Here is a 20,798-nt window from a genome sequence, read left to right on the forward strand (position 1 = left end):
GCCGAAATGGGTCTGCAACCCGAAATAGAGTGAACTAGGACACAAACAGGGGGCTTTAGGTTCATTCTGACTTGAACAGAGTACTAAAACGCCTAGTCAACGCAGGATAAGCCTCCCAAAAGTTCTTTGAAAAAAGTATAAAAACCTTCAAAAGACCCCCAAAAACCTGCAGAAGCTCCCTAAAGAGCCCATATAGAAGGGCAGAAGAGCCCCTCAGCATCAAGAAGATAGGAAGAGAAGACGGGAAGAAAAGATGGGAAGAGGGGCTCCGCCCCTCCCCCATCTCTGGAATCTCTATATCACCTGCACTTCTGTACCGCTGTACCGCTGCACTTCCCGGTTCTGTACCTCCCCCTCCCTCTGCAGCCTCCCTATATATGAGCACCTACATATGGGAAGAGTGCAGAAGAGCACAGAAAAGGAGGGCACCCCCTCACGGGGGCGCCCTCCTTATTCAAGCTATAGGGTTCAAGCTACAGAGCTACAGCCCGTAGCTCGCAAGCTTCAAAACTCTAGTTCGCGGAAGCGCGACGACGAGAAACATCGTACAGAGTAATGCCCACAGCCATCGCTGCGTTCAAAGACTCCATCGCAGAATCAATCGGAATCGACACAATCTGATCGCAGTTCTCAGTCACCAGGCGGGACAGGCCCTTACCCTCAGAACCAACCACCACGCACAGCGACTCATTCGCAAGCTCCAGAGCCGGCAGCTCAATATCGCCACCGCCATCCAGACCAATCACGAAAATACCCTGCTCCTTAGCCTGCTGAATCACGCGAGTCAGATTAGTCGCCATCGCAACAGGAATACGAGCAGCCGCACCAGCACTAGTCTTCCACGCACCAGCAGTCACAGCAGCCGAACGACGCTCAGGAATAATCACGCCATCACCGCTAAACGCGGACACGCTACGAATAATCGCACCCAGGTTACGCGGATCAGTAATACCGTCCAAAGCAACAAACAGCGGCGGAGTCGACAGCTTACCCGAGTGCCAACGCTCCATAGTATCCAGCACGAGGTCAGTAGCATCCGGGTACTTGTACGGCGGAATCTGCATCGCAACACCCTGATGCACAGAACCATCAGTCAAACGATCCAGCTCGCTACGCGGAATCTCCAGCATCGGAATATTGCGCTTATTCGCAATAGTCATAATCTCGCGAACGCGGTCATCAACCTCAACACGGCTCATGATGTACAAGTGCTTCGAGGGAATCTCAGTACGCAGAGCCTCAAGCACCGCATTACGACCAGTCACCAGCTCATCGCTAGCACGCTTACCGCCCAGACGAGTCTGGAACTTACGGTTCGTACCGGTAGCAGCACGACGCTCAGCCGCACGCTTCATCTTATGCGCCTTGTGATAAACGCGGTCCTCAGCCTTCGGAGTAGGGCCCTTACCCTCAAGCGCCTTACGACCGTGACCGCCAGTGCCCTTAGTAGCACCCTTCTTCTTGGTGGTAGCGCCCGGGCGCGAACCTGCCTTAGCCATTCTTCTCTTCCTTCGTCAAAGTAATGAATACGAGTCTACGCGAGAGAAACCCGCGCGACCTAAGCCTTACGCACAAACGCGGGGCACATCACCCTCTAGCCAACGCTCCAGCTCGAACCATTCGCGCCATCCTTCACCTGCACACCAGCAGACGCCAACAGATCACGCATCGCATCAGCCTTCGCCCAATCCTTCTGAGCACGAGCATCAGCACGCTCCGCCAACACAGCCTGAATCAGCGCATCCAGAGCCTCATGCTCAGCACCCGAAGTACCCTCAGCATTAAAACTCATCAGCTGCGCCAAACCCAGAACCTCAGCCATAGCCATCACAGCATTCGCCGCCTCCGAAGCATCCTCACCAGCAGCAAGCGCAGCATTACCCGCACGAGTCTGCTCATGCAGAACCGCCAAAGCACGTGGAATATTCACGTCATCATCCATAGCCTCGGCAAAAGCCTCCGGAACCTCACGACCAGGCTTCAGCACATCCTGAGTTGCAGCAAGGAACGCCTCAACACGCTCAATAGCGGTTGCCGCCTCCTGCAGAGACGACGGACGGTAATCAAGAATCGAACGGTAATGCGCACTACCCAGGTAATAACGAACCACCAGCGGACGGGCCATCTGCAGCATCTGCGCCGGCGAAATCGTATTACCGATAGACTTCGACATCTTCTCGCCCTCATAGGTGACCATGCCGTTATGCATCCAGAAGTTCGCGAAATCATCGCCAGCAGCAGTCGACTGCGCCAACTCATTCTCATGGTGAGGGAAACGCAAATCCAAACCGCCACCGTGAATATCGAAACGCGAGCCCAAATACTTACCAGCCATCGCCGAGCACTCCAGATGCCAGCCCGGACGGCCGCGACCCCACGGAGACTCCCACGAAGCAGTCAGCGGCTCACCCTCCTTATAGCCCTTCCACAGGGCAAAATCGCGAGGGTCACGCTTACCGCGCGGATCAGCATCCGCAGAATCCTGCATATCCTCAACGCTCTGATTCGTCAGCGCACCATACTTATCCCACGAACGCACATCAAAATACACATCACCAGAATCATCCAGCGCAGGATACGCGTGGCCACGATCAATCAGACGCTGAATCAGAGCAAACATCTCCGGAATATGACCGGTCGCACGCGGCTCATACGTCGGCGGATCAATACCCAACGCCGCATACGCCTGAGCAAAAACCTTCTCAAAACGGTACGCGAGCGCCCACCACTGCTCATTCGGGAACTCACCCTCAAAACCGGGCTCCATAGAATCAGCAGACTTCGCCAAAATCTTGTCGTCAATATCAGTGACATTGCGGACCGTCGTCACCTTCAAACCGCGGTAACGCATCCAACGGCTCAACTGGTCAAAAACCAACGCCGAACGGATATGGCCCAGATGCGGTTCACCCTGCACCGTAGCACCACAATAATAGATACGCGCCTCACCGGGCACGACGGGCTCAAACTCGCGAATAGTCGCGGAAGCTGAATCATAAAAACGCATAGTCACACTCTCATTCTACGGGGTTTCTACGGGGTCGGTTCAGACGCCGGGTCGGTAAATCAGCGATAGGTTACAGAATGGCTCAAAGCAACTAAGCACCTACAAACGCGGATACACCAGCGCCGTCGCAATAGCAGCCACACCCTCACCGCGGCCCGTCAACCCCAAACCGTCAGTAGTCGTCGCAATCACCGTCACCGGAGCACCCGCCGCCTCGCTCAGCACACGGTTCGCCTCATCACGGCGCGGAGAGAACTTCGGGCGGTTACCCACCAGCTGAACGCTCACATTACCAATCTCAAAACCAGCAGCACGCACAATCGCCGCAGCCTCAGAAAGAATACGAACACCAGAAGCGCCCTTCATATCCGGGCGATCCACGCCGAAATTAGACCCCAAATCCCCCGTGCCGGAGGCGGCAAAAAGAGCGTCCGCGGCAGCATGAGCCACCACATCACCATCAGAATGGCCGCTCAAACCACGCTCACCCGGCCAATGCAGACCAGCAATATACAGAGGAGTGTCCTCCTCACCAAAAGCGTGGACATCAACACCGGTACCAACACGAGGAATAACAGTCATCACAGGACCCTTCAATCGATCGAAAATCTTCTCAGCAGCAGTGCCCGCCCCACTACAGAGGCAGGTACAAGAGGCGTTAGGCGGCAGGGTTAGGCAGCAGAATCACCAAACAGCGCGCGAGCAACCCGCAAATCCATCGGAGTCGTCACCTTAAACGCATCCGCATCACCGGCAACCGTCAACACCGGCTCGCCCGCCGCCTCCATCGCCATCGCATCATCAGTCAACAGCTCAGCCTCCTCAGCAGGCAGGGAACGGCTACGCTCATGCGCCGCCAACAGGGCAGCCACCTCAAAACCCTGAGGAGTCTGCACCGCACGCATCTGCGCACGCGAAGGAGTACCCGTCACCAAACCAGCAGAATCCACGGTCTTCACCGTATCCACCACCGGCAACACAGGAATCACCGCACGCACAACACCCTGCGGGCTCTCAGCGCCCAAGCCCTCAAGCACACGGTGATACACCTGCGGCGGAGTAAAAGCACGAGCGCAATCATGAATCAGCACATAATCCACCGGAACCTGCGCATCCTTCAAAGCATCCAACGCCGCAACCACCGAAGCCGTACGCGTATCACCGCCGGCAGTAATCAACGCACCGGCACGGCAGGCATCCTCCAAAAGCTCCGGGCAACTCACCGAACAATCAGCAGGAACAGTCACCACCACATGCTCAGCAACACCCGAAGCGAGCGCACCCTCCAACGCATAATCCAGTAGGGTACGACCATGCACACGCACAGCAGCCTTCGGAATCGGCTCACCCAGGCGAGTACCCGAACCAGCCGCCAAAACAATCACAGCAGTATTCGCCGCAGAAGCAGAACTCATCAGTCTCAAGCCCGCCTACGCCTCGAACTTATAGCCCAAGCCGCGAACCGTCACCACATACTGCGGGGCAGAAGAATCCGGCTCAATCTTCGAACGCAGACGCTTAATATGCACATCCAGGGTCTTCGTATCACCCACATAGTCGGCCCCCCACACGCGCTCAATCAGCTGGCCACGAGTCATCACACGACCCACATTGCGCAGCAGAATCTCAAGGAGCTCAAACTCCTTCAACGGCATAGAAATCTCTTCACCATTAACCGTCACCACGTGGCGGTCAATGTCCATACGCACCGGGCCGCCCTGCAGCACCGACTCAGTAGCAGAATCAGTCTCCGCCGAACGACGACGCAACACCGCGCGGATACGAGCAATCAGCTCACGCGCAGAATACGGCTTCGTCACATAGTCATCAGCGCCCAGTTCCAGACCGAGCACCTTATCCAGCTCAGAGTCCTTAGCGGTCAGCATGATAATCGGGACCGAAGACACCTCACGCAGCTTGCGGCACACCTCCATACCGGACATGCCCGGAAGCATCACATCCAGCAGCACCAAATCTGCGCCCTCGCGGTCAAACACCGGCAGAGCATCCAGACCGTTGTCCACAACAATCGTCTGGAAGCCCTCACGACCCAGCAAAAACGCAAGGGGATCCGAGAGGGCCTCTTCGTCCTCAACAATCAGAATTTTAGACATCAATAACTTCCTTCGATTCCATAAAACCTATACCGCTAACACTACACTGCGGCCGGAGGCTCATTCAGCGGCAACGCCAACGTAAACGTCGATCCCTCCTGCGGCATCGACCGAACCGTCACGCTACCACCGTGCTGAGTCATCACATGCTTCACAATGCTCAAGCCCAAACCAGTGCCGCCCGTCTGACGCGAACGAGCCGGATCAACCCGGTAAAAACGCTCAAAAATACGCTTCTGCTCGTCCTCCGGAATACCCACGCCCTGATCAGCAACCTCAACCAGCAGCTGATCAGCCACACGGTGCACCCAAATATCCACCTTCGTATGCTCCGGCGAATAACGCACCGCGTTCTCCACCAGGTTCTGCACAGCAATACCGAGCAGCTCGGCGTCACCGTACACCTCGGGGACCTCCTCGATGCGGGTAGAAATCTGAATGTCCTTCTCCTCCGCCACAATATGCGAACGGTCCACCGCATCAGCCACCAAAGAAGGCACCGACACCGGACCACCACGCGCAATCACGTCGGTCGACTGCAAACGCGAAAGCTCAATAATGTCACGCACCAGCGCAGAGAGGCGGCGCGTCTCCTTATGTAGACGACCCACAAAATACTCAATCGCCTCCGGGTCATCACTCGCCTGCTCAATAGCCTCCGCAAGCAGACTCACCGCACCCACCGGAGTCTTCAACTCATGCGACACATTCGCCACAAAATCATTACGCATACGCTGCACACGAGAAATCTCAGTGCGGTCATCCGCGAGCACCAGAATGTACTCGTCACCTAGCGAAGCAACACGCACATCCAAGACCAGCGCCTCACCCTCACCGCGGTCAATCTCAAAAGTACGCTCCGCAAAAATACCGCGATGACGCACCGTGCGAATCATATCCGCCAACTCATCAGAGGCCACCGTATGACCACGCACCAAACCCATCGCATACGCACCCGGAGAAGCCTGAACCACGCCGCCCACCTCATCAATCACCAGGTAGGCGCGACCAATCACAGCAAGCACCTGAGCGGCACCATCACGCAGCGCCGGCGCCGACACCAAACTACGCTCCTGCTCCCGCTCACTACGCGCCACCGCATTCATGCTCAGGACGCCCACCAGCAGACCTATCATGCCCGCAATAAAGGCGATCAGACCGGCATCCATGTACTTCCCTTCCATTCGGGTACCCCATAAGTATAAATGTGGCGGATACCCAGCACTTGAGCGAACGCCCGTCTTCTCAGGCAGGCTCCCCGTACAGAAACCCTGCCGAGAACGCAATGAGCCGCCCACCTCAACGGTGGACGGCTCATCACAATGACAGGGGTGAAACCCTGCCGGAGGTATTACTTACCCTGGTTTGCTACGGCAGCAATAGCGTCCTTAGCAGCCTCGGGGTCCAGGTACTCGCCGGGCTTGACGGGCTGGAAGTTCTCATCCAGCTCGTAGTACAGCGGAATACCGGTGGGGATGTTCAGGCCAGCGATGTCCTCATCGGAAATACCCTCGAGGTGCTTGACCAGCGAACGCAGGGAGTTACCGTGTGCAGCAACCAGAACGGTCTTGCCTGCTGCGAGGTCGGGCTTGATGTCCGACTCCCAGTAGGGAAGCATACGGCCCAGAACGTCCTTCAGGCACTCGGTGCGGGGAGCGTTCTCGACATTCGCGTAGCGGGGGTCGTGTGCCTGCGAGTAGGGGTCGTTGTCGTCCAGCGGGGGCGGCGGAACGTCGTAGGAACGACGCCAAGTCATGAACTTCTCGTCGCCGTATTCCTCGCGGATCTCGGACTTATTCTTACCCTGCAGAGCACCGTAGTGACGCTCGTTCAGGCGCCAGGTGCGCTTGACGGGAATCCACAGACGGTCTGCTGCATCCAGTGCAAGGTTAGCGGTGTTGATTGCGCGACGCTGCAGGGAGGTGTGAACAACATCGGGGAGGATGTTGCGCTCTGCCAGCAGCTCGCCGCCGCGCTTAGCCTCAGCGCGGCCCTTATCGGTCAGGTTAACGTCCACCCAGCCGGTGAACAGGTTCTTCTCGTTCCACTCGGACTGGCCGTGGCGCAGGAGTACTAGTTTGTAAGTCATACCTCTATTTTTTCATTTACCCGCCGGTTTGTCATGCCTTAGAGCCTAGAAAATATGCATTCTCCCAAAAATTTATAAGGGTCTTTTCTACCAGAACGAAAGGCTCAAAAACCCCGCCAGAAAAGGGAAAAGCCCCGCACACCATCCGACCGGGACAAACCCATCAGACAGCGCGCGAGGCTTCACCATCTATCGCACAAAGCGAGCGCAAAAGCTAACGCTAGAAACGGCGGCGACCCACCGAAGGCCACACACCAGCCAGGAACACGCAGCTAATCACAGCAGCAACCAGCTGAAGAATCAGCACAGTATTACCGCCGCCAGTCACCGCAGCAAAAACGCTAAACAGCGACACCGCAGCAGAACCACCGGTCAAAGCCAGCCATGTGTTCTTCGGGCGCTTACCGGCAAAATCGTACGCGTTCGCCGGAGACATCCACGCACGCACAAAAGCCAGCACACCAACCACAGCGCCGGCAACAGCCAGTAGCACATCGATAAGAGTGGTCACATAGATGACCAACAGAATAGGAGACATAGTATTCCTTAGAATCAGCAGCTTCTCTAGACAACCCTAGCAAAGTGCCTAGCGGACAGCCTTAAAGGCCTCAACCAAGTCATTGTAAAGGTCATCGACGTTCTCAATACCTACCGACAGGCGAAGCAGGGATTCGGGAATCGAATCCGGCTCGTTACCGTGGCGACGGCGACGCTCCACGAGAGACTCCACGCCGCCCAGAGAGGTTGCCGGGGTCCACAGCTTCAACGCCTCCACGACGTTACGGGCACCCGATGCGTCGGTATCCAGGGTGACGCACAAAATCGCACCGAAACCATCCATCTGCTTCTTCGCAACCTCATGACCGCGGTCGCTCTCCAGACCCGGGTAACGCACCTCAGTCACGAAGGGGTGCTCGCTCAAACGCTCTGCGAGAACCTGCGCGTTCTCTACAGCACGCTCCACACGCAGTGCCAGAGTGCGCAGACCGCGCAAACCAAGCCACGCCTCCACCGGACCGGGGATTGCGCCGTTGGTGATGCGGTGGTGACGCATCGCCTTGTACAGATCCTCGTTCGAGGTCAGAGCCATACCCAGCAGCACATCGGAGTGGCCCGCCAGGAACTTCGTAGCGGAGTGAACCACCACGTCAGCACCCAAATCCAGGGGACGCTGCAGAATTGGGGTTGCGAAGGTATTATCCACCGCGGTCACAATGCCCAGGCGGCGAGCAGCAGAAAGCAGGGCAGGCAGGTCAGCGACCTCAAGCATCGGGTTCGTGGGGCTTTCCAGCCACGCCAGGACCTTCGGTGCCGAGTAGTTCACGTTCTCCGGGGTCACGCCGGTGCGGGATGCGGCATCCTCCATAGCGGCGATAACGCTCTCGGTGTCTTCAATGTCCACGCGAACAAGCTCAATGATGCCGCGGCGCTCCAAATCCTTGCACAGGGTCACCGACGCCATGTATGCGTGCTTCGGAATCAGAACAATGGAACCAACCGGCACCAGGTCGATGACAGCAGCGACAGCAGCCATACCAGAGGGGAACAGCAGACCCGGCTGGGTAGCGTTCTCCAGCTTGGCAACAACCTCTTCCATGCCCTCCCAAGTGGGGTTCGAGAAGCGGGCGTACACGCGGTCCTGCTCAATGTTCACGGCGTCCACGCCGCGGTAGGTGGAAGAAAGAACAATCGGGGGGTTCACCGGCGCGTCATGCTCGTGTGCCGGGCGGCCGCCGGAGACGACGAAGGTCTCAGCGGAGTAATTCATGTCGTGGTTATCTGCAGTCATGCTTTTAAGCCTGGCACACCCACGCCCAGAACGCACGCCCACGCCGGTAACAGAGGACAGGATTTACATGTTTTTTACCTACAGGCACACTCAGCGTTGTTCAGAACCGTCACCAAAGCCACACCGAGGATTTGGGCAGACCCGGTACCCTTAAGAAGTGATGGATACTCTCAGCTACACCCCCGATGCGCAGAATCTTCCCGCCGACCCGACCGGTCGCCGCGGGCTTTTTATCGTGGTCGAAGGAGGCGACGGCGCCGGCAAAACCACCCAGCTCGCTCTGCTGGATGAAGCACTACGCGACCGCGGATACCGTGTCATCACCACCCGCGAACCCGGCGGCACCGAGATTGGCGAAAAGCTGCGTGCCCTCGTCCTTGAAGCGGGTCAGGATACCATTGACGACCGCACCGAGGCGCTGATTTTCGCGGCATCCCGCGCGGCTCACGCCTCCCAGTTGATTCGTCCGGCGCTCGCTGAGGGCGCCATCGTGCTGAGCGACCGCTATATTGATTCTTCTGCCGCGTACCAGGGCGTAGGCCGTGACCTGGGTGTTGAAACCATCGTCGATTTGAGCCGCTGGGCTACCGCCAATCTGGTGCCCGACGCGACCCTACTGCTGAGTGTGCCGTTGAGCGCCGAGCAGGAGCGCATGGATCAGCGCGGCACCGTCGACCGTATTGAGGCTGAAGGCGCCGCGTTCAAGGCCCGCATTCACGGTGCGTTCGAGCAAATCGCCCGCGAGGACGCTAACGGCTCGCACCGCATCATTGATGGTGTGGGCACGATTGAGCAGGTGCACGCGCGCGTGCTCGAGGTGATTGAGCCTCTGCTTGCCGCCCGCGAGCTGGTCCGCACCGGTAAGGAGGACTCATGAGCCTCTGGGATACCCTGCTGATTCCCGCCGATAAGCTCCAGCAACTACACACGGATGCCGCCGCCGCCCGCCCCACGCACGCTTGGCTTTTCACGGGCGCGACCGGTGCGCCTCACCGTGAGGCTGCAAAAATTTTCGCTGCCGCGCTACTGTGCGAGCAGCCCGACCCGCAGAACCGCGGATGCGGCCAGTGCAAGGGCTGCGTGACCGTCATGAACGGTTCGCACGCAGATTTTACGCACTTTAGTACCGAGGCGACGCACATCAGCATTGATGAGGCGCGCGAGCTGGTCATGAAGGCTCAGGACCGCCCGACCGTGGGCCGTTGGCGCGTGATTCTGGTTGAGGACACCGAGCGCATGCCGGAGCGTACCTCCAACGTGTTGCTCAAAGCGATAGAGGAGCCGCCGCCGCATACGATTTGGCTGTTGACGGCGCCCTCCCCCACCGATGTGCTGGTGACGATTCGTTCGCGGTGCCGTCCGGTGCAGTTGCCGGTTCCTACCGATGCGCAGGTGCACGAGTATTTGCTGGCGCACGGTGTGGTGGATCCTTTGGCGCAGCGTGCGGCGCGTCTGGCTCTGGGTGATGCGCAGGAAGGGTACCGTTTGGCGACCGATGAGCAGGCGATGGCTCGTCGGGAGTTGATTACTTCCCTAATTCTGAATGTTCGTTCTATTTCTTCGGCTTTCAACGCAACTGAGAAGCTCACCGACCTTGCCGACCAGGATGCACAGGCTGTCTCCGCTCTCAAGGATGAGCAGGAACGCCAGGAGCTTCTAGCGCTGCTGGGTATCCGCGAGGGCGAGCGCGTTTCGCCGTCCTTGCGAGCGCAGGTTCGCCGTCTGGAGGAGCAACAGAAGCGCCGCGCTAAGCGCGTTTCCTCCGATACGCTGTTGCGTTCCGTGGCGCAGGTTCAGACGGTTCTGCGTGATGCGTTGACAGTGGCTCTGTCGGCGAAGGCTCCGCTGGTCAATGAGCATTTGCGTGAGCCTCTGGAGGCGTTCTGCACCCGCCGTTCCGCCCAGCAGCTGCTGGAGGATGTGCAGGCGGTCGAGCTGACTCTGCGTCGTCTGCGGACGAACGCGAATGCGCGTTTGGCGCTTGAGGCGTTAATGAGCCGCTTCGTGTATCAGTAGTTTCTTAGTAGCTCATACAACGAAGGGGAGGCCCCGAAGAGATAATCTTCGGTGCCTCCCCCTTTTTTCTGTTGGTTCTCAGCGCACTTAGGGCTTAGTTACGGAAGCGAGATTAGTTGCGGATTCGAGCTTAGTTACGGAATCAAACTTAGTTGCGGAAACCGTGAACCGGCGACGGAATACGACCGCAGCGGGCGATGAACGCCTCCGCGCTGGGGGTGTGGGTGGGCATGACGGGTGCTCGACCGAGCAGGCCGCCGAACTCAACCATGTCGCCTACGCTCAGACCAACCGCCGGGATGACGCGGACCGCGGTGGTCTTGTGGTTCATCACGCCGATTGCTGCTTCGTCGGCAATCATTGCTGCGAGGGTGGCGGCGGGGGTCTCGCCGGGAACCGCGACCATGTCCAGACCCACCGAGCAGATGGCGGTCATCGCTTCAAGCTTGTCGAGGCTGATGTGTCCGGCGGCTGCGGATTCAATCATGCCGATGTCCTCAGAGATCGGGATGAAGGACCCGGAGAGGCCACCGACGTTCGAGCACGCCATGAGGCCGCCCTTCTTCACCGCGTCGTTGAGCAACGCGAGGGCCGCAACAGTGCCGTGGGTACCGACGGTTTCCAGACCCATCTCTTCGAGGATGTGTGCGACCGAGTCGCCAATCTCTGCGGTGGGTGCCAGGGAGAGGTCAATAATGTTGAAGGGTACGCCCAGACGCTCGGAGGCGAGGGTACCGACCAGCTGGCCGACGCGGGTAATCTTGAAGGCTGCTTTTTTGATTTCTTCGGCGCAAGTGTCGAAGGATTCGCCGCGGACCTTCTGCAGGGCGCGGTGTACGACGCCGGGGCCGGAGACACCTACGGAGATGGTGGTGTCTGCCTCCTGCACGCCGTGGAATGCGCCCGCCATGAAGGGGTTGTCGCTGACGGCGTTCGCGAAGACGACGAGCTTGGCGCAGCCGAAGCCGTGCGTGTCCGCAGTCAGGTCTGCGGTGGTGCGGATGGTTTCGCCCATGAGTTTGACGGCGCTCATGTTGATGCCAGCGCGGGAGGATCCGATATCCACGGAGGAGCAGACCACGTCGGTTTCTGCGAGCGCTCGCGGGATGGAGCGAATCAGCTTTTCATCGGCGGGGGTCATGCCCTTGTCGACGAGGGCGCTGAAGCCACCGACGAAGTTCACGCCGACTGCCTTAGCAGCTGCGTCGGGGGTGCGGGCGAACTCCACGTAGTCCTCATCGTTGGAGGCGCCTGCCACCAGTGCGATGGGGGTGACGGCGATGCGCTTGTTGACAATCGGGATGCCGAGTTCGGCTTCGATACCTTCGCAAACGCTGACGAGGTTTGCCGCGCGGCTGGTGATCTTGTCGTAAATCTTGCGGCGGGCTACTTCGCCGTCGGAGTCGGCGCAGTCGAGCAGGGAGATGCCCATGGTGACGGTGCGAATGTCGAGCTTCTGCTCCTCGATCATTCGGATGGTTTCAAGAATATTGTCATTCATCATGGTGGCTGCCTAGATGGTGTGCATTGCCTTGAAGATGGATTCTGCCTGGATGCGAATCTGGACCTTCTGTTCGTGTTCGACACCGGTCATGGCTTCCTGCAGGTCGATGAGGTTCTGCTGGGTTTCGTCGAAGGAGCAGTGCATGATCATGGTGAAGTATTCGCCCATGATGGTCTGGGAGACGTCGAGGACGTTGACCTTGCGCTCGGCGAGGGTTGCGGTCACAGCGGCGATGATGCCTTCGTGGTCGATGCCTGTGACGGTGAGGATGATCTTCACGGTGTTCTCCTAGTGGTTTGGGGATGCGTACCCAATGAAGAGGTGCATAAAGGCACAGGTACACGCATATTTATAAGAGCAATTATAGGTTACCCAGAACACACTGTGCAGGGTAGGCACAAAAATATCCCCTGCCTCCCATATTCGGGGCATAAAAAATCCACGCCTTCCCGGTCTGAATAAATACAGGGAAGAACGTGGATTCTTTATTATGTGCCAGTCTTGAAGTATCTTTCGACACTCCTTATATCTGGCTAGTTATAACTATCTAGAAGTTTTAGTTATCGAGGATTATTTCCTAAACATAAGAAGCAATGTACAGCTCGCCATTACCGCTCAGGGTTGCCTCGGAGGGCTCACCCACGTGCAGTACCGACTCGGTGGCGCCCAGCACAAACTCTTCGGAGCCGTTGCCGTCTGCTGCGTGAATGGTGATTTCACCGGATACGCTCAGTGCGGCACTAATACCCTCGAAGGTGTATTCCTGCGGCTTGCCCTCTTCAACGCGGATGCGGGTTACGCTCATGCGCGCATCCCACATGGCATAGGTGCCCACGGGTGCGTTATCGGGGGTGGGTCGCTGAATCACGGGGACGTCCTGGCTTTCGCCGAGAACCTTGATGAGCTCCTCGGTGTCGATGTGCTTTGCGGTCAGGCCCGCGCGCATCACGTTATCGGAGGGGTTCATCAGCTCAATAGCGGTACCGGAGACGTAGGCGTGCACCTGACCGTCGGGGGTGAAGGCGGATTCGCCCGGTGCCAGGTGAACCAGGTTCATGACGAAGGCGACGAGCAGACCGCGGTCACCGGGGTACTTGCCGGCAACGATCTGCACGAGCTCAGCTGCGTCAGCGATGCGTGCGTTGTCGGAGCCGGTCAGCTGTGCTGCCACCTCGACGAGCTGTTCAACAGCGGTTGCGGCAGCGTCTTCGGGCATGCGAATAATCTCGGTCAACAGCTGCTTGGGGGTAAGCTCCACGCGCTCTGCCAGCCAGTCAGCCTTGAATGCCTTCGCCAGTTCTGCCAGCTGCTCGGAGGTGCGCACACCGGTGAGCACGCGCATCTGGGTCAGGGCGATGACGGTTTCAGGCTTGGAGTAGCGGTCCTTGTAGTTGCGGTGCGGCGCATCAATCGCGATGCCGCGTGCCTGCTCATCCTCGAAGCCGGCAATAGCCTGCTCGGGGGTGGGGTGCACCTGAATCGACAGGGGTGCATCAATCGCAAGGATCTTAAAGAGGAAGGGGAACCAGTCAGAGGTACGGTCCGGGCGCAAGAAACGGGACGGCTCAGCCTGGATCAGCTCGTTAAGCGGGGATTCAGCGCCATCAACGGTGGCACGGGAAGGCGCAGCCGGATGCGCGCCAACCCACACCTCAGCCTCAGGCTGTTCGGTGGGGACAGGCACGCCACGCATGCGTCCGAGAATTTCGCGGGAGCCCCACGCATAATTCTGAATCTGGTTTTTTAGGGAAAAAATCTCACCCATGGGGGAAAATACCTCTCGACGTGAGTTGTTTGAAGCAAGTGACGTGATAAAAAACCCATACATTCAGCAGAATTTATAAGGTTTTACCTGCCCATTATAGAGGCTAATTACACTTCTTTACCGCTAAAATAAAAGGCGTGACTACTATTAATCTACATGACTCATTCAAAGCGTACGACGTGCGTGGCATCGTCGGCGAGACCATTACCGCAGAGACTGTTCGTGCCACTGGCGCGGCTTTCGTAGACATTCTGGGCCTGGAGGGCCAGACCATCCTGGTCGGTGGCGACATGCGCCCCTCCTCCCCCGAATTCATGGATGCATTCGCCCAGGGTGCAACCGCTCGCGGTGCAAATGTTGAGAAGATCGGCCTGATCTCCACTGACGTTCTGTACTTCGCATGTGGCGTTGAGAACGCTGCCGGTGTTACCTTCACCGCTAGCCACAACCCCGCAGAGTACAACGGCATGAAGATGGCTAAGGCTGGCGCTGTTCCCCTGTCTTCCGAGTCCGGTCTGTTCGATATTCGCGATCTGGCTCAGAAGTACCTGGATGCGGGCGAGATTCCTTCGGTGGAGAAGGTCGGCACCGTTTCTGAGAAGGACATCCTCAAGCCTTACGCAGAGTACCTGCGCAAGCTGGTTGATCTGTCTTCCATCCGCCCCCTGAAGGTTGTTGTTGACGCTGGTAACGGTATGGGTGGTATGACCACTCCCGCTGTTCTGGGCGACACCATCCTGCCGGGCCTGCCCCTGGAAATCGTTCCCCTGTACTTCGAGCTGGACGGTACCTTCCCGAACCACCCGGCTAACCCGCTGGAGCCGGCTAACCTGGTTGACCTGCAGAAGGCTGTTGTTGAGCACGGTGCCGACATTGGTCTGGCATTCGACGGCGACGCTGACCGCTGCTTCGTCATCGACGAGAAGGGCGAGCCCGTTACTCCTTCGGCTGTGACCGCTCTGGTTGCTGAGCGCGAGATTGCTCGTGCGAAGGCTGAGGGCAACGAAGAGCCCGTTATCATTTACAACCTGATTACTTCGAAGGCTGTTCCTGAGCTGGTTGAGAAGCTGGGCGGCCGCGCAGTGAAGACCCGCGTGGGCCACTCCTTCATCAAGGCTGTTATGGCTGAGGAGAACGGCGTTTTCGGTGGCGAGCACTCCGCTCACTACTACTTCAAGGACTTCTTCAACGCAGACACCGGCATGCTCGCTGCAATGCACGTGCTGGCTGCTCTGGGTGGCGGCGACAAGCCCCTCTCCGAGATCAGCGCGAAGTACTCCCCGTACGTTGCTTCCGGTGAGATTAACTCCGAGCTGGAAGACAAGGCTGCCGCTGTGGACCGCGTGCGTGCACACTACGCTAACGCTCCCGTGGTTGTTGAGGACTCCGACGGCACCACCTTCACCAACACCGAAGAGGGTTGGTGGGTTAACCTGCGTCCTTCGAACACCGAGCCTTTCCTGCGCCTGAACCTTGAGGCACCGGATGTTGCGACTATGGAGCGCGTCCGCGACGAGGTTCTGGCTCTGGTTCGCCAGGGCTAAGCACTAGCTAGCTACTAAAAAGTCCCGCCCCGCAGATTCGTCTGCGGGGCGGGACTTTTTATTTTGAGTTCTAAAAACCCGGCTAGGTTCTTCTGTCTAAGAGGAGAACCTAGCCGGGTTTAAGGAACCTAGCGGACGAGCCGGCTTACGGGGTTTTTACGCTTCGCGAGCCTGGTCGTGGAGCATCCACTGGTCGGGGCCGAAGATCTCGTAGTTGATGTTCTTGCCGGGGACGCCTGCCTCCACCAGTGCGGAGCGTACGCCCTGCATGAAGGGCAGCGGGCCGCAGAGGTAAACGTTAGCGTCGGAGGGCACGTCCAGCTTGGACACGTCGACACGGCCGGCGAAGTCGCCGCCCTCACCCTCGATGAACGAGATGAGGCGTGCGTTGGGCAGCTTGTTGACGAGCTCGGTGAGCTCTTCGCGCAGGGGCCAAGTGTCCAGGCTACGGTCCGCGTGAACTACGGTTACGGGGCGCTGGGAGCCCTTCTCAATCAGCTCGGAGAGGAAGCTGAGCATGGGGGTGGTGCCGATACCTGCGGAGAAGAGGTACAGGGGTGCCTCGGGGTTGCCGAAGCCTTCCAGAGTCAGGTCACCGTAGGGGTTAGAGATCTCGACGACGTCGCCGATCTTCAGTTCGTGCAGGATGGAGGTCATCTCGCCGTTGGGGTCGAGCTTCACACCGATGCGGCGCTGGTTCTTTTCGCTGGGCAGCAGGGTGTACTGGCGTGCCTGGCGCAGACCGTCACGTGCGGGAACGACGATGGAGATGTACTGGCCGCCCTTGGACTCGGTCATGGGGGTCTCATCGGCGGGCTCGAAGGTCAGCACGACGACGTTCTCGCCGATCTCCTTACGGTCAACGACCTTGAAGGGTGCGAACATGACATCGTTTGCCTGGGATGCGTACAGGCCCTTCTCCAGCTTGATGAGGGCGTTGCCCATGAGCCAGTAGACCTCGGTCCATGCCTCAACGATTTCGGGGGTAGCCAGGTCGCCCAGGTTAGCGGCGATTGCCTCGAAGAGGTACTTGTAGACGGTGGGGTACTCTTCTTCCTTCAGACCCAGGGAGGCGTGCTTGTGAGCAACGCGGGAGAGGACTTCGTCGGGGTAGGAGTCCGGGTGCTCAACGATGTAGGAAGCGAACACAGCGATGGAGCCTGCAAGTGCGCGGGGCTGGGTGCCTTCGAGCTGGGAGGAGCGGGAGAACATGCCGTCCATCAGGTCGGGGCGAGCGGCGAACATTCGACGGTAGAAGTCGGGGGTGATGTCGTTGATGCGCTCAGCAATGATGGGCAGCGTTGCCTCAATAATGGGGCGGGACTTCTCGGAGAGCATGTCTTGCCTTCTTCCTGTGTGGTCACCTGGTCGTTGTGATGATGCCCTTGATATGTGTGATGCTGGGGCGTTCACTCGGACAGCTCAGTTGGTGACGGAGTGTTTATAAAGCACCCTTACCGTAGCATTTTGCGGGGTGTTTGCGCTGAGTGCAGGTCATGCTCTGAGGGTTATTTGGCACTGTGGATGCGACTTATGGTTCACCCTGACTCAAAGATAGAGTTGCGCGTCACACTATATATTTTCAGCCACACTTCTACAATCGGCGGGTGACCAGCCTGGAAACATGTATAAAAATACCGGAGTGAAAATATATTTACCCAGGAAAGTATGCAATGTGGTGCAAAAATGAATATGGTCACATTTTCTGCATTTGAAAAGCAAATTTGCAATATTCTGCATTTACTGCATAAATTTAGGACTCACGCAGGTTCCAGCAGTCACGCAAGCAGCGGCAAAATACTCCCCGATCCCCTCGAAAACCCTGCAAGAAACCCCTGCAAGAAAGCCGCGCGACCCCCGCGTGAACTGCCCAGCAGCCCCCGCATCAACCGCAGAAACACCCTAAACTTCATGTTAAAAACTCTATGGAGCCTCCCACCGGAAAGCTCCACAGGTACCACGTATTCCTTTAGCGTGCAGGCTTAGCGCACAGTCAGCGCATTCTCCGGAGGCGCGAAGTCTAGCTCCACAAATACCGGACCAACAGGGCGCGCACCAGCGGTCAGCTCGCTAATGACGACCGAATCAACCGATGCGTAGAACGCCTCACGAGCCTTCGCCAAAACATTGCGCAGGCGGCAGAACTTATCCAACGGACAGTGGCCATTCTCATCCTCGCACTCAATCATGGGAATATCACCCTCAGTAGCACGAAGAACAGTGCCGACGGTCGCAGAGCGGCCCGCATCCGAGAGCATAACGCCGCCGGAACGACCGCGGGTCGAATCCAAATAACCCATGTTCACGAGGAAGGCCACAGCCTTCGCCACATGGTTGTAGGGGGTATCCACTCCCTCAGCAATCTTCTGGGTAGAAAGCTTCTGGCCGGGCTCCAGGGCAGACAGGAGCATCAGAACGCGGAGCGAGACATCCGAAAATGCTGTCAAACGCATGGATACTCCTTCTATCTTTCTCGTGATACCGCCGCTTCTACATCGACGGCAACAAATGCTCCGAACCAGCCAAGGCACAGAGCGCTCAAAATCTTACATTGGCATTGTATCGGTGCAGTGAGAGTGCAAGAAATCAGGATTACCCACTATCGCATTCTCGCCACCCTCCCAATGTCTTTAGAGTATTTTTCAAGAACAAGTAGACTGCATAGCCTTACACTCATAGCTCCAAGAGAAACTCGGCGGTTCCCATCTGACGGGGATTCAAAACCTTCCCATAAAAGGAAGGAAGGAGCGGAACCTCACAGTGAGATTCCACCCCTTCCAAACGCTCAACCATACGGCTCAGCGAAGAGTTTTAGTTCCTTCGAAGGATTAGCCCTCCAGGGCCTTTGCCAGAGCATCGCGCTGCTCGCGAACCTCGGCGGGAAGCTTGTCGCCGAACTTAGCCAGCCACTCGTCGATGCCGGGCAACTCAGCAGCCCACTCGTCCTTCGAGACAGCCAGAGCAGCCTTCAGCTCCTCCTCGGAGATCTCCAGACCGGTCAGGTCCAGGTCTTCCTTGGTGGGAACGGTGCCCAGGAAGGTCTCCTCGCCGCCAGCCTTGCCGTCCAGGCGGTCGAAGATCCACTTCACAACGCGAGAGTTCTCGCCGAAGCCGGGCCATGCGAAGCCACCATCGGGGGTGCGGCGGAACCAGTTGACGTAGTAGACCTTCGGCATGTTCTCAGCGCCGTGCTTCTTGCCCAGGTCAATCCAGTGCTTGAAGTAGTCACCAGCGTTGTAACCGATGAACGGCAGCATAGCCATCGGGTCGCGGCGAATCACGCCGACGGCGCCCTTAGCAGCCGCAGTGGTCTCAGAGGACAGAGTGACAGCGCGGAACACGCCCTGCTCCCAGCTCTCAGACTCAGAAACCAGCGGGATGGTGGTCTTGCGGCGACCGCCCAGAACGATAGCGCTCAGCGGCACACCCTCGGGGTCGTAGTACTCGGGAGCGAGCATGTCGACCTGGGATGCGGGGGTGCAGAAGCGGGAGTTCGGGTGAGCTGCCGGGCGGCCAGACTCGGGGGTCCAGTCCTTACCGGTCCAGTCAATCAGGTGAGCGGGAGCCTCGTCGGTCTTGCCCTCCCACCAGACGGAGCCGTCGTCAGTCAGTGCAACGTTGGTGAAGATGGTGTTGCCCTTAGCAATAGCCTTCATAGCATTCGGGTTGGTGGAGTAACCGGTACCCGGTGCCACACCGAACAGGCCAGCCTCGGGGTTGACCACGCGTGCCTGGTGGCTCTCGTCGAACTCGATCCATGCGATGTCGTCGCCGACCATCTCAGCCTTCCAGCCGTCAATGGTGGGCTCCATCATTGCGAAGTTGGTCTTGCCACATGCAGAGGGGAACGCTGCGGAGATGTAGCGAACCTTGCCCTCGGGGTTGGTGACCTTCAGGATGAGCATGTGCTCTGCCATCCAGCCCTCGTCGCGACCGATAACGGATGCGATACGCAGTGCGTAGCACTTCTTACCGAGCAGTGCGTTACCGCCGTAGCCGGAGCCGAAGGACCAGATTTCGCGGGTCTCGGGGAACTGGACGATGTACTTCTCGGGGTTGCAAGGCCAGGGAACATCTTCCTGACCGGGCTCCAGGGGTGCACCAACACTGTGCAGAGCCTTGACGAAGAAGCCGTTGGTCTCGTTCAGCTTGGCAAGAACGTCCTTACCGATGGTTGCCATGATGCGCATGGAGCAGACAACGTATGCGGAGTCGCTGAGCTCAACAGCAATCTTGGGGTTCTTAGCCTTCAGGGAGCCCATGACGAAGGGAATGACGTACATGGTACGACCGCGCATGGAGCCCTCGAACAGACCGGTCAGGGTCTGCTTCATTTCGACGGGGTCGCGCCAGTTGTTGGTCGGGCCTGCGCCTTCTTCAGTCTCGGAGCAGATGAAGGTGCGCTCCTCGACACGTGCAACGTCGTCAGGATCGGAGAAAGCTGCGTAAGAGTTCGGGAATTCGTGATCGCTCAGGCGAACAAAGGTGCCAGCGTCGACCAGTTCCTGAGCGAGGCGGTCGTATTCTTCCTGGGTGCCATCGACCCAGTAGATGTGTGCGGGCTGGGTCAGGGCCGCAACTTCGCGAACCCAGTCCAGAAGGCCCTGGTGGGTAGTGGGTGCGCTCTGCAGCTCCTTTTCGAGCTCAGCAGAGAGAGTACGAGTTGAGGTGTCAGCCATTGACGTTTTCCCCTTCGATTGGTGGCCCGGATACTACGTTGATCCGGATAGGTCTGCGGTAACAAAGAAGCAGTTAAACACTACAAGCGTGCAAATAATGGTAAATATGCACGCTTGGACAGTCTCCACTTCCTCGTGATGCTTACAGAATAACGCATTAATGGTCTGCAGAGCTTTCTATGACGCCATTTCTTACGTTCTGCGCATCACATTCTTAGAGTACGAGAGGATTTCTGTAAAGGATTTTTAGGGCGCACGGCGGAATCCTTCGGGGATTTCAGGGACCTGCAG

Annotated in this window: 18 protein-coding genes; 3 read left to right on the plus strand and 15 right to left on the minus strand. The window is 58.0% G+C overall.

Features of this window, described 5'->3' with window-relative positions:
* Positions 1–512 precede the first annotated feature (512 nt).
* The 9 genes from rlmB to O3649_RS05105 form a co-directional block, all read right to left on the minus strand.
* Entirely contained in the window at positions 513–1,499 is a 987-nt protein-coding gene (gene rlmB / locus O3649_RS05065) for a 23S rRNA (guanosine(2251)-2'-O)-methyltransferase RlmB (RefSeq protein ID WP_371573069.1), read from the minus strand.
* 95 nt (positions 1,500–1,594) lie between these two features.
* A complete protein-coding gene (gene cysS / locus O3649_RS05070; protein WP_044146129.1) occupies positions 1,595–3,013 on the minus strand; it encodes a cysteine--tRNA ligase in 1,419 nt (472 codons plus the stop codon).
* 93 nt (positions 3,014–3,106) lie between these two features.
* Positions 3,107–3,589, minus strand: coding sequence for a 2-C-methyl-D-erythritol 2,4-cyclodiphosphate synthase (ispF, locus tag O3649_RS05075; protein ID WP_049327308.1), 483 nt, complete (start codon positions 3,587–3,589; stop codon positions 3,107–3,109).
* Between the two features lie 89 nt (positions 3,590–3,678).
* Complete coding sequence (ispD, locus tag O3649_RS05080) at positions 3,679–4,422, minus strand: 2-C-methyl-D-erythritol 4-phosphate cytidylyltransferase (protein WP_314929501.1); 744 nt, start codon at positions 4,420–4,422, stop codon at positions 3,679–3,681.
* Positions 4,423–4,437: 15 nt separating this feature from the next.
* Positions 4,438–5,121: a response regulator transcription factor gene (locus O3649_RS05085; protein ID WP_005507150.1), complete on the minus strand. Its 684-nt coding sequence runs from the start codon at positions 5,119–5,121 to the stop codon at positions 4,438–4,440.
* Between the two features lie 41 nt (positions 5,122–5,162).
* The gene (locus tag O3649_RS05090; protein WP_012904157.1) at positions 5,163–6,305 is read right to left on the minus strand and encodes a cell wall metabolism sensor histidine kinase WalK; all 1,143 of its coding nucleotides are present in this window, start codon (positions 6,303–6,305) and stop codon (positions 5,163–5,165) included.
* A 167-nt stretch (positions 6,306–6,472) separates the two neighbouring features.
* Complete coding sequence (locus tag O3649_RS05095) at positions 6,473–7,210, minus strand: phosphoglyceromutase (protein ID WP_298489818.1); 738 nt, start codon at positions 7,208–7,210, stop codon at positions 6,473–6,475.
* Positions 7,211–7,430: 220 nt separating this feature from the next.
* Positions 7,431–7,748 (minus strand): DUF2516 family protein, encoded by a 318-nt coding sequence (locus tag O3649_RS05100; protein WP_303688541.1) that lies wholly within the window; start codon positions 7,746–7,748, stop codon positions 7,431–7,433.
* A gap of 48 nt (positions 7,749–7,796) precedes the next feature.
* Entirely contained in the window at positions 7,797–8,999 is a 1,203-nt protein-coding gene (locus O3649_RS05105; RefSeq protein ID WP_371573073.1) for a PLP-dependent aspartate aminotransferase family protein, read from the minus strand.
* Between the two features lie 160 nt (positions 9,000–9,159).
* Here O3649_RS05105 and tmk point away from each other — a divergent pair, with 160 nt between their 5' ends.
* Both tmk and O3649_RS05115 read left to right on the plus strand, forming a co-directional pair.
* Positions 9,160–9,876: a dTMP kinase gene (gene tmk / locus O3649_RS05110; RefSeq protein WP_371573075.1), complete on the plus strand. Its 717-nt coding sequence runs from the start codon at positions 9,160–9,162 to the stop codon at positions 9,874–9,876.
* Positions 9,873–11,015, plus strand: coding sequence for a DNA polymerase III subunit delta' (locus O3649_RS05115; protein ID WP_371573077.1), 1,143 nt, complete (start codon positions 9,873–9,875; stop codon positions 11,013–11,015). The genes tmk and O3649_RS05115 overlap by 4 nt, the downstream gene beginning before the upstream one ends.
* A 148-nt stretch (positions 11,016–11,163) precedes the next feature.
* On the opposite strand, the gene O3649_RS05120 is transcribed toward O3649_RS05115, so the two are convergent.
* The 3 genes from O3649_RS05120 to manA all read right to left on the minus strand — a co-directional run bounded on the left by O3649_RS05120 (position 11,164) and on the right by manA (position 14,284).
* Positions 11,164–12,519, minus strand: coding sequence for a PFL family protein (locus O3649_RS05120; RefSeq protein WP_371573079.1), 1,356 nt, complete (start codon positions 12,517–12,519; stop codon positions 11,164–11,166).
* Between the two features lie 9 nt (positions 12,520–12,528).
* Positions 12,529–12,798, minus strand: a complete 270-nt coding sequence (locus O3649_RS05125; RefSeq protein ID WP_049357750.1) for an ACT domain-containing protein — start codon at positions 12,796–12,798, stop codon at positions 12,529–12,531.
* Positions 12,799–13,096: 298 nt separating this feature from the next.
* Positions 13,097–14,284 (minus strand): mannose-6-phosphate isomerase, class I, encoded by a 1,188-nt coding sequence (gene manA, locus O3649_RS05130; RefSeq protein ID WP_371573081.1) that lies wholly within the window; start codon positions 14,282–14,284, stop codon positions 13,097–13,099.
* A gap of 137 nt (positions 14,285–14,421) precedes the next feature.
* Here manA and O3649_RS05135 point away from each other — a divergent pair, with 137 nt between their 5' ends.
* A complete protein-coding gene (locus tag O3649_RS05135) occupies positions 14,422–15,828 on the plus strand; it encodes a phosphomannomutase/phosphoglucomutase (RefSeq protein ID WP_070505923.1) in 1,407 nt (468 codons plus the stop codon).
* Positions 15,829–15,984: 156 nt separating this feature from the next.
* Here the strand turns inward: O3649_RS05135 and O3649_RS05140 are convergent, their stop codons facing one another.
* The 3 genes from O3649_RS05140 to O3649_RS05150 all read right to left on the minus strand — a co-directional run bounded on the left by O3649_RS05140 (position 15,985) and on the right by O3649_RS05150 (position 20,507).
* Positions 15,985–17,166, minus strand: coding sequence for an FAD-binding oxidoreductase (locus O3649_RS05140; RefSeq protein ID WP_371573084.1), 1,182 nt, complete (start codon positions 17,164–17,166; stop codon positions 15,985–15,987).
* A gap of 644 nt (positions 17,167–17,810) precedes the next feature.
* Positions 17,811–18,281, minus strand: coding sequence for an Rrf2 family transcriptional regulator (locus O3649_RS05145; RefSeq protein ID WP_371573086.1), 471 nt, complete (start codon positions 18,279–18,281; stop codon positions 17,811–17,813).
* A 375-nt stretch (positions 18,282–18,656) separates the two neighbouring features.
* Complete coding sequence (locus O3649_RS05150) at positions 18,657–20,507, minus strand: phosphoenolpyruvate carboxykinase (GTP) (RefSeq protein WP_371573088.1); 1,851 nt, start codon at positions 20,505–20,507, stop codon at positions 18,657–18,659.
* Positions 20,508–20,798: the final 291 nt, after the last annotated feature.

It is taken from the genome of Rothia sp. 27098_8_29, from assembly GCF_041432785.1.
In the GTDB taxonomy this organism is placed as follows: Bacteria; Actinomycetota; Actinomycetes; order Actinomycetales; family Micrococcaceae; genus Rothia; species Rothia mucilaginosa.

Excerpts from the sequence above, each read along its gene's own strand:
- rlmB (WP_371573069.1), bottom strand. The coding sequence starts at position 1,499 with ATGGCTAAGGCAGGTTCGCGCCCGGGCGCTACCACCAAGAAGAAGGGT.
- ispF (WP_049327308.1), bottom strand. The coding sequence starts at position 3,589 with ATGACTGTTATTCCTCGTGTTGGTACCGGTGTTGATGTCCACGCTTTT.
- ispD (WP_314929501.1), bottom strand. The coding sequence starts at position 4,422 with ATGAGTTCTGCTTCTGCGGCGAATACTGCTGTGATTGTTTTGGCGGCT.
- O3649_RS05085 (WP_005507150.1), bottom strand. The coding sequence starts at position 5,121 with ATGTCTAAAATTCTGATTGTTGAGGACGAAGAGGCCCTCTCGGATCCC.
- O3649_RS05090 (WP_012904157.1), bottom strand. The coding sequence starts at position 6,305 with ATGGAAGGGAAGTACATGGATGCCGGTCTGATCGCCTTTATTGCGGGC.
- O3649_RS05095 (WP_298489818.1), bottom strand. The coding sequence starts at position 7,210 with ATGACTTACAAACTAGTACTCCTGCGCCACGGCCAGTCCGAGTGGAAC.
- O3649_RS05100 (WP_303688541.1), bottom strand. The coding sequence starts at position 7,748 with ATGTCTCCTATTCTGTTGGTCATCTATGTGACCACTCTTATCGATGTG.
- O3649_RS05105 (WP_371573073.1), bottom strand. The coding sequence starts at position 8,999 with ATGACTGCAGATAACCACGACATGAATTACTCCGCTGAGACCTTCGTC.
- tmk (WP_371573075.1), top strand. The coding sequence starts at position 9,160 with ATGGATACTCTCAGCTACACCCCCGATGCGCAGAATCTTCCCGCCGAC.
- O3649_RS05115 (WP_371573077.1), top strand. The coding sequence starts at position 9,873 with ATGAGCCTCTGGGATACCCTGCTGATTCCCGCCGATAAGCTCCAGCAA.
- O3649_RS05120 (WP_371573079.1), bottom strand. The coding sequence starts at position 12,519 with ATGATGAATGACAATATTCTTGAAACCATCCGAATGATCGAGGAGCAG.
- manA (WP_371573081.1), bottom strand. The coding sequence starts at position 14,284 with ATGGGTGAGATTTTTTCCCTAAAAAACCAGATTCAGAATTATGCGTGG.
- O3649_RS05140 (WP_371573084.1), bottom strand. The coding sequence starts at position 17,166 with ATGCTCTCCGAGAAGTCCCGCCCCATTATTGAGGCAACGCTGCCCATC.
- O3649_RS05145 (WP_371573086.1), bottom strand. The coding sequence starts at position 18,281 with ATGCGTTTGACAGCATTTTCGGATGTCTCGCTCCGCGTTCTGATGCTC.
- O3649_RS05150 (WP_371573088.1), bottom strand. The coding sequence starts at position 20,507 with ATGGCTGACACCTCAACTCGTACTCTCTCTGCTGAGCTCGAAAAGGAG.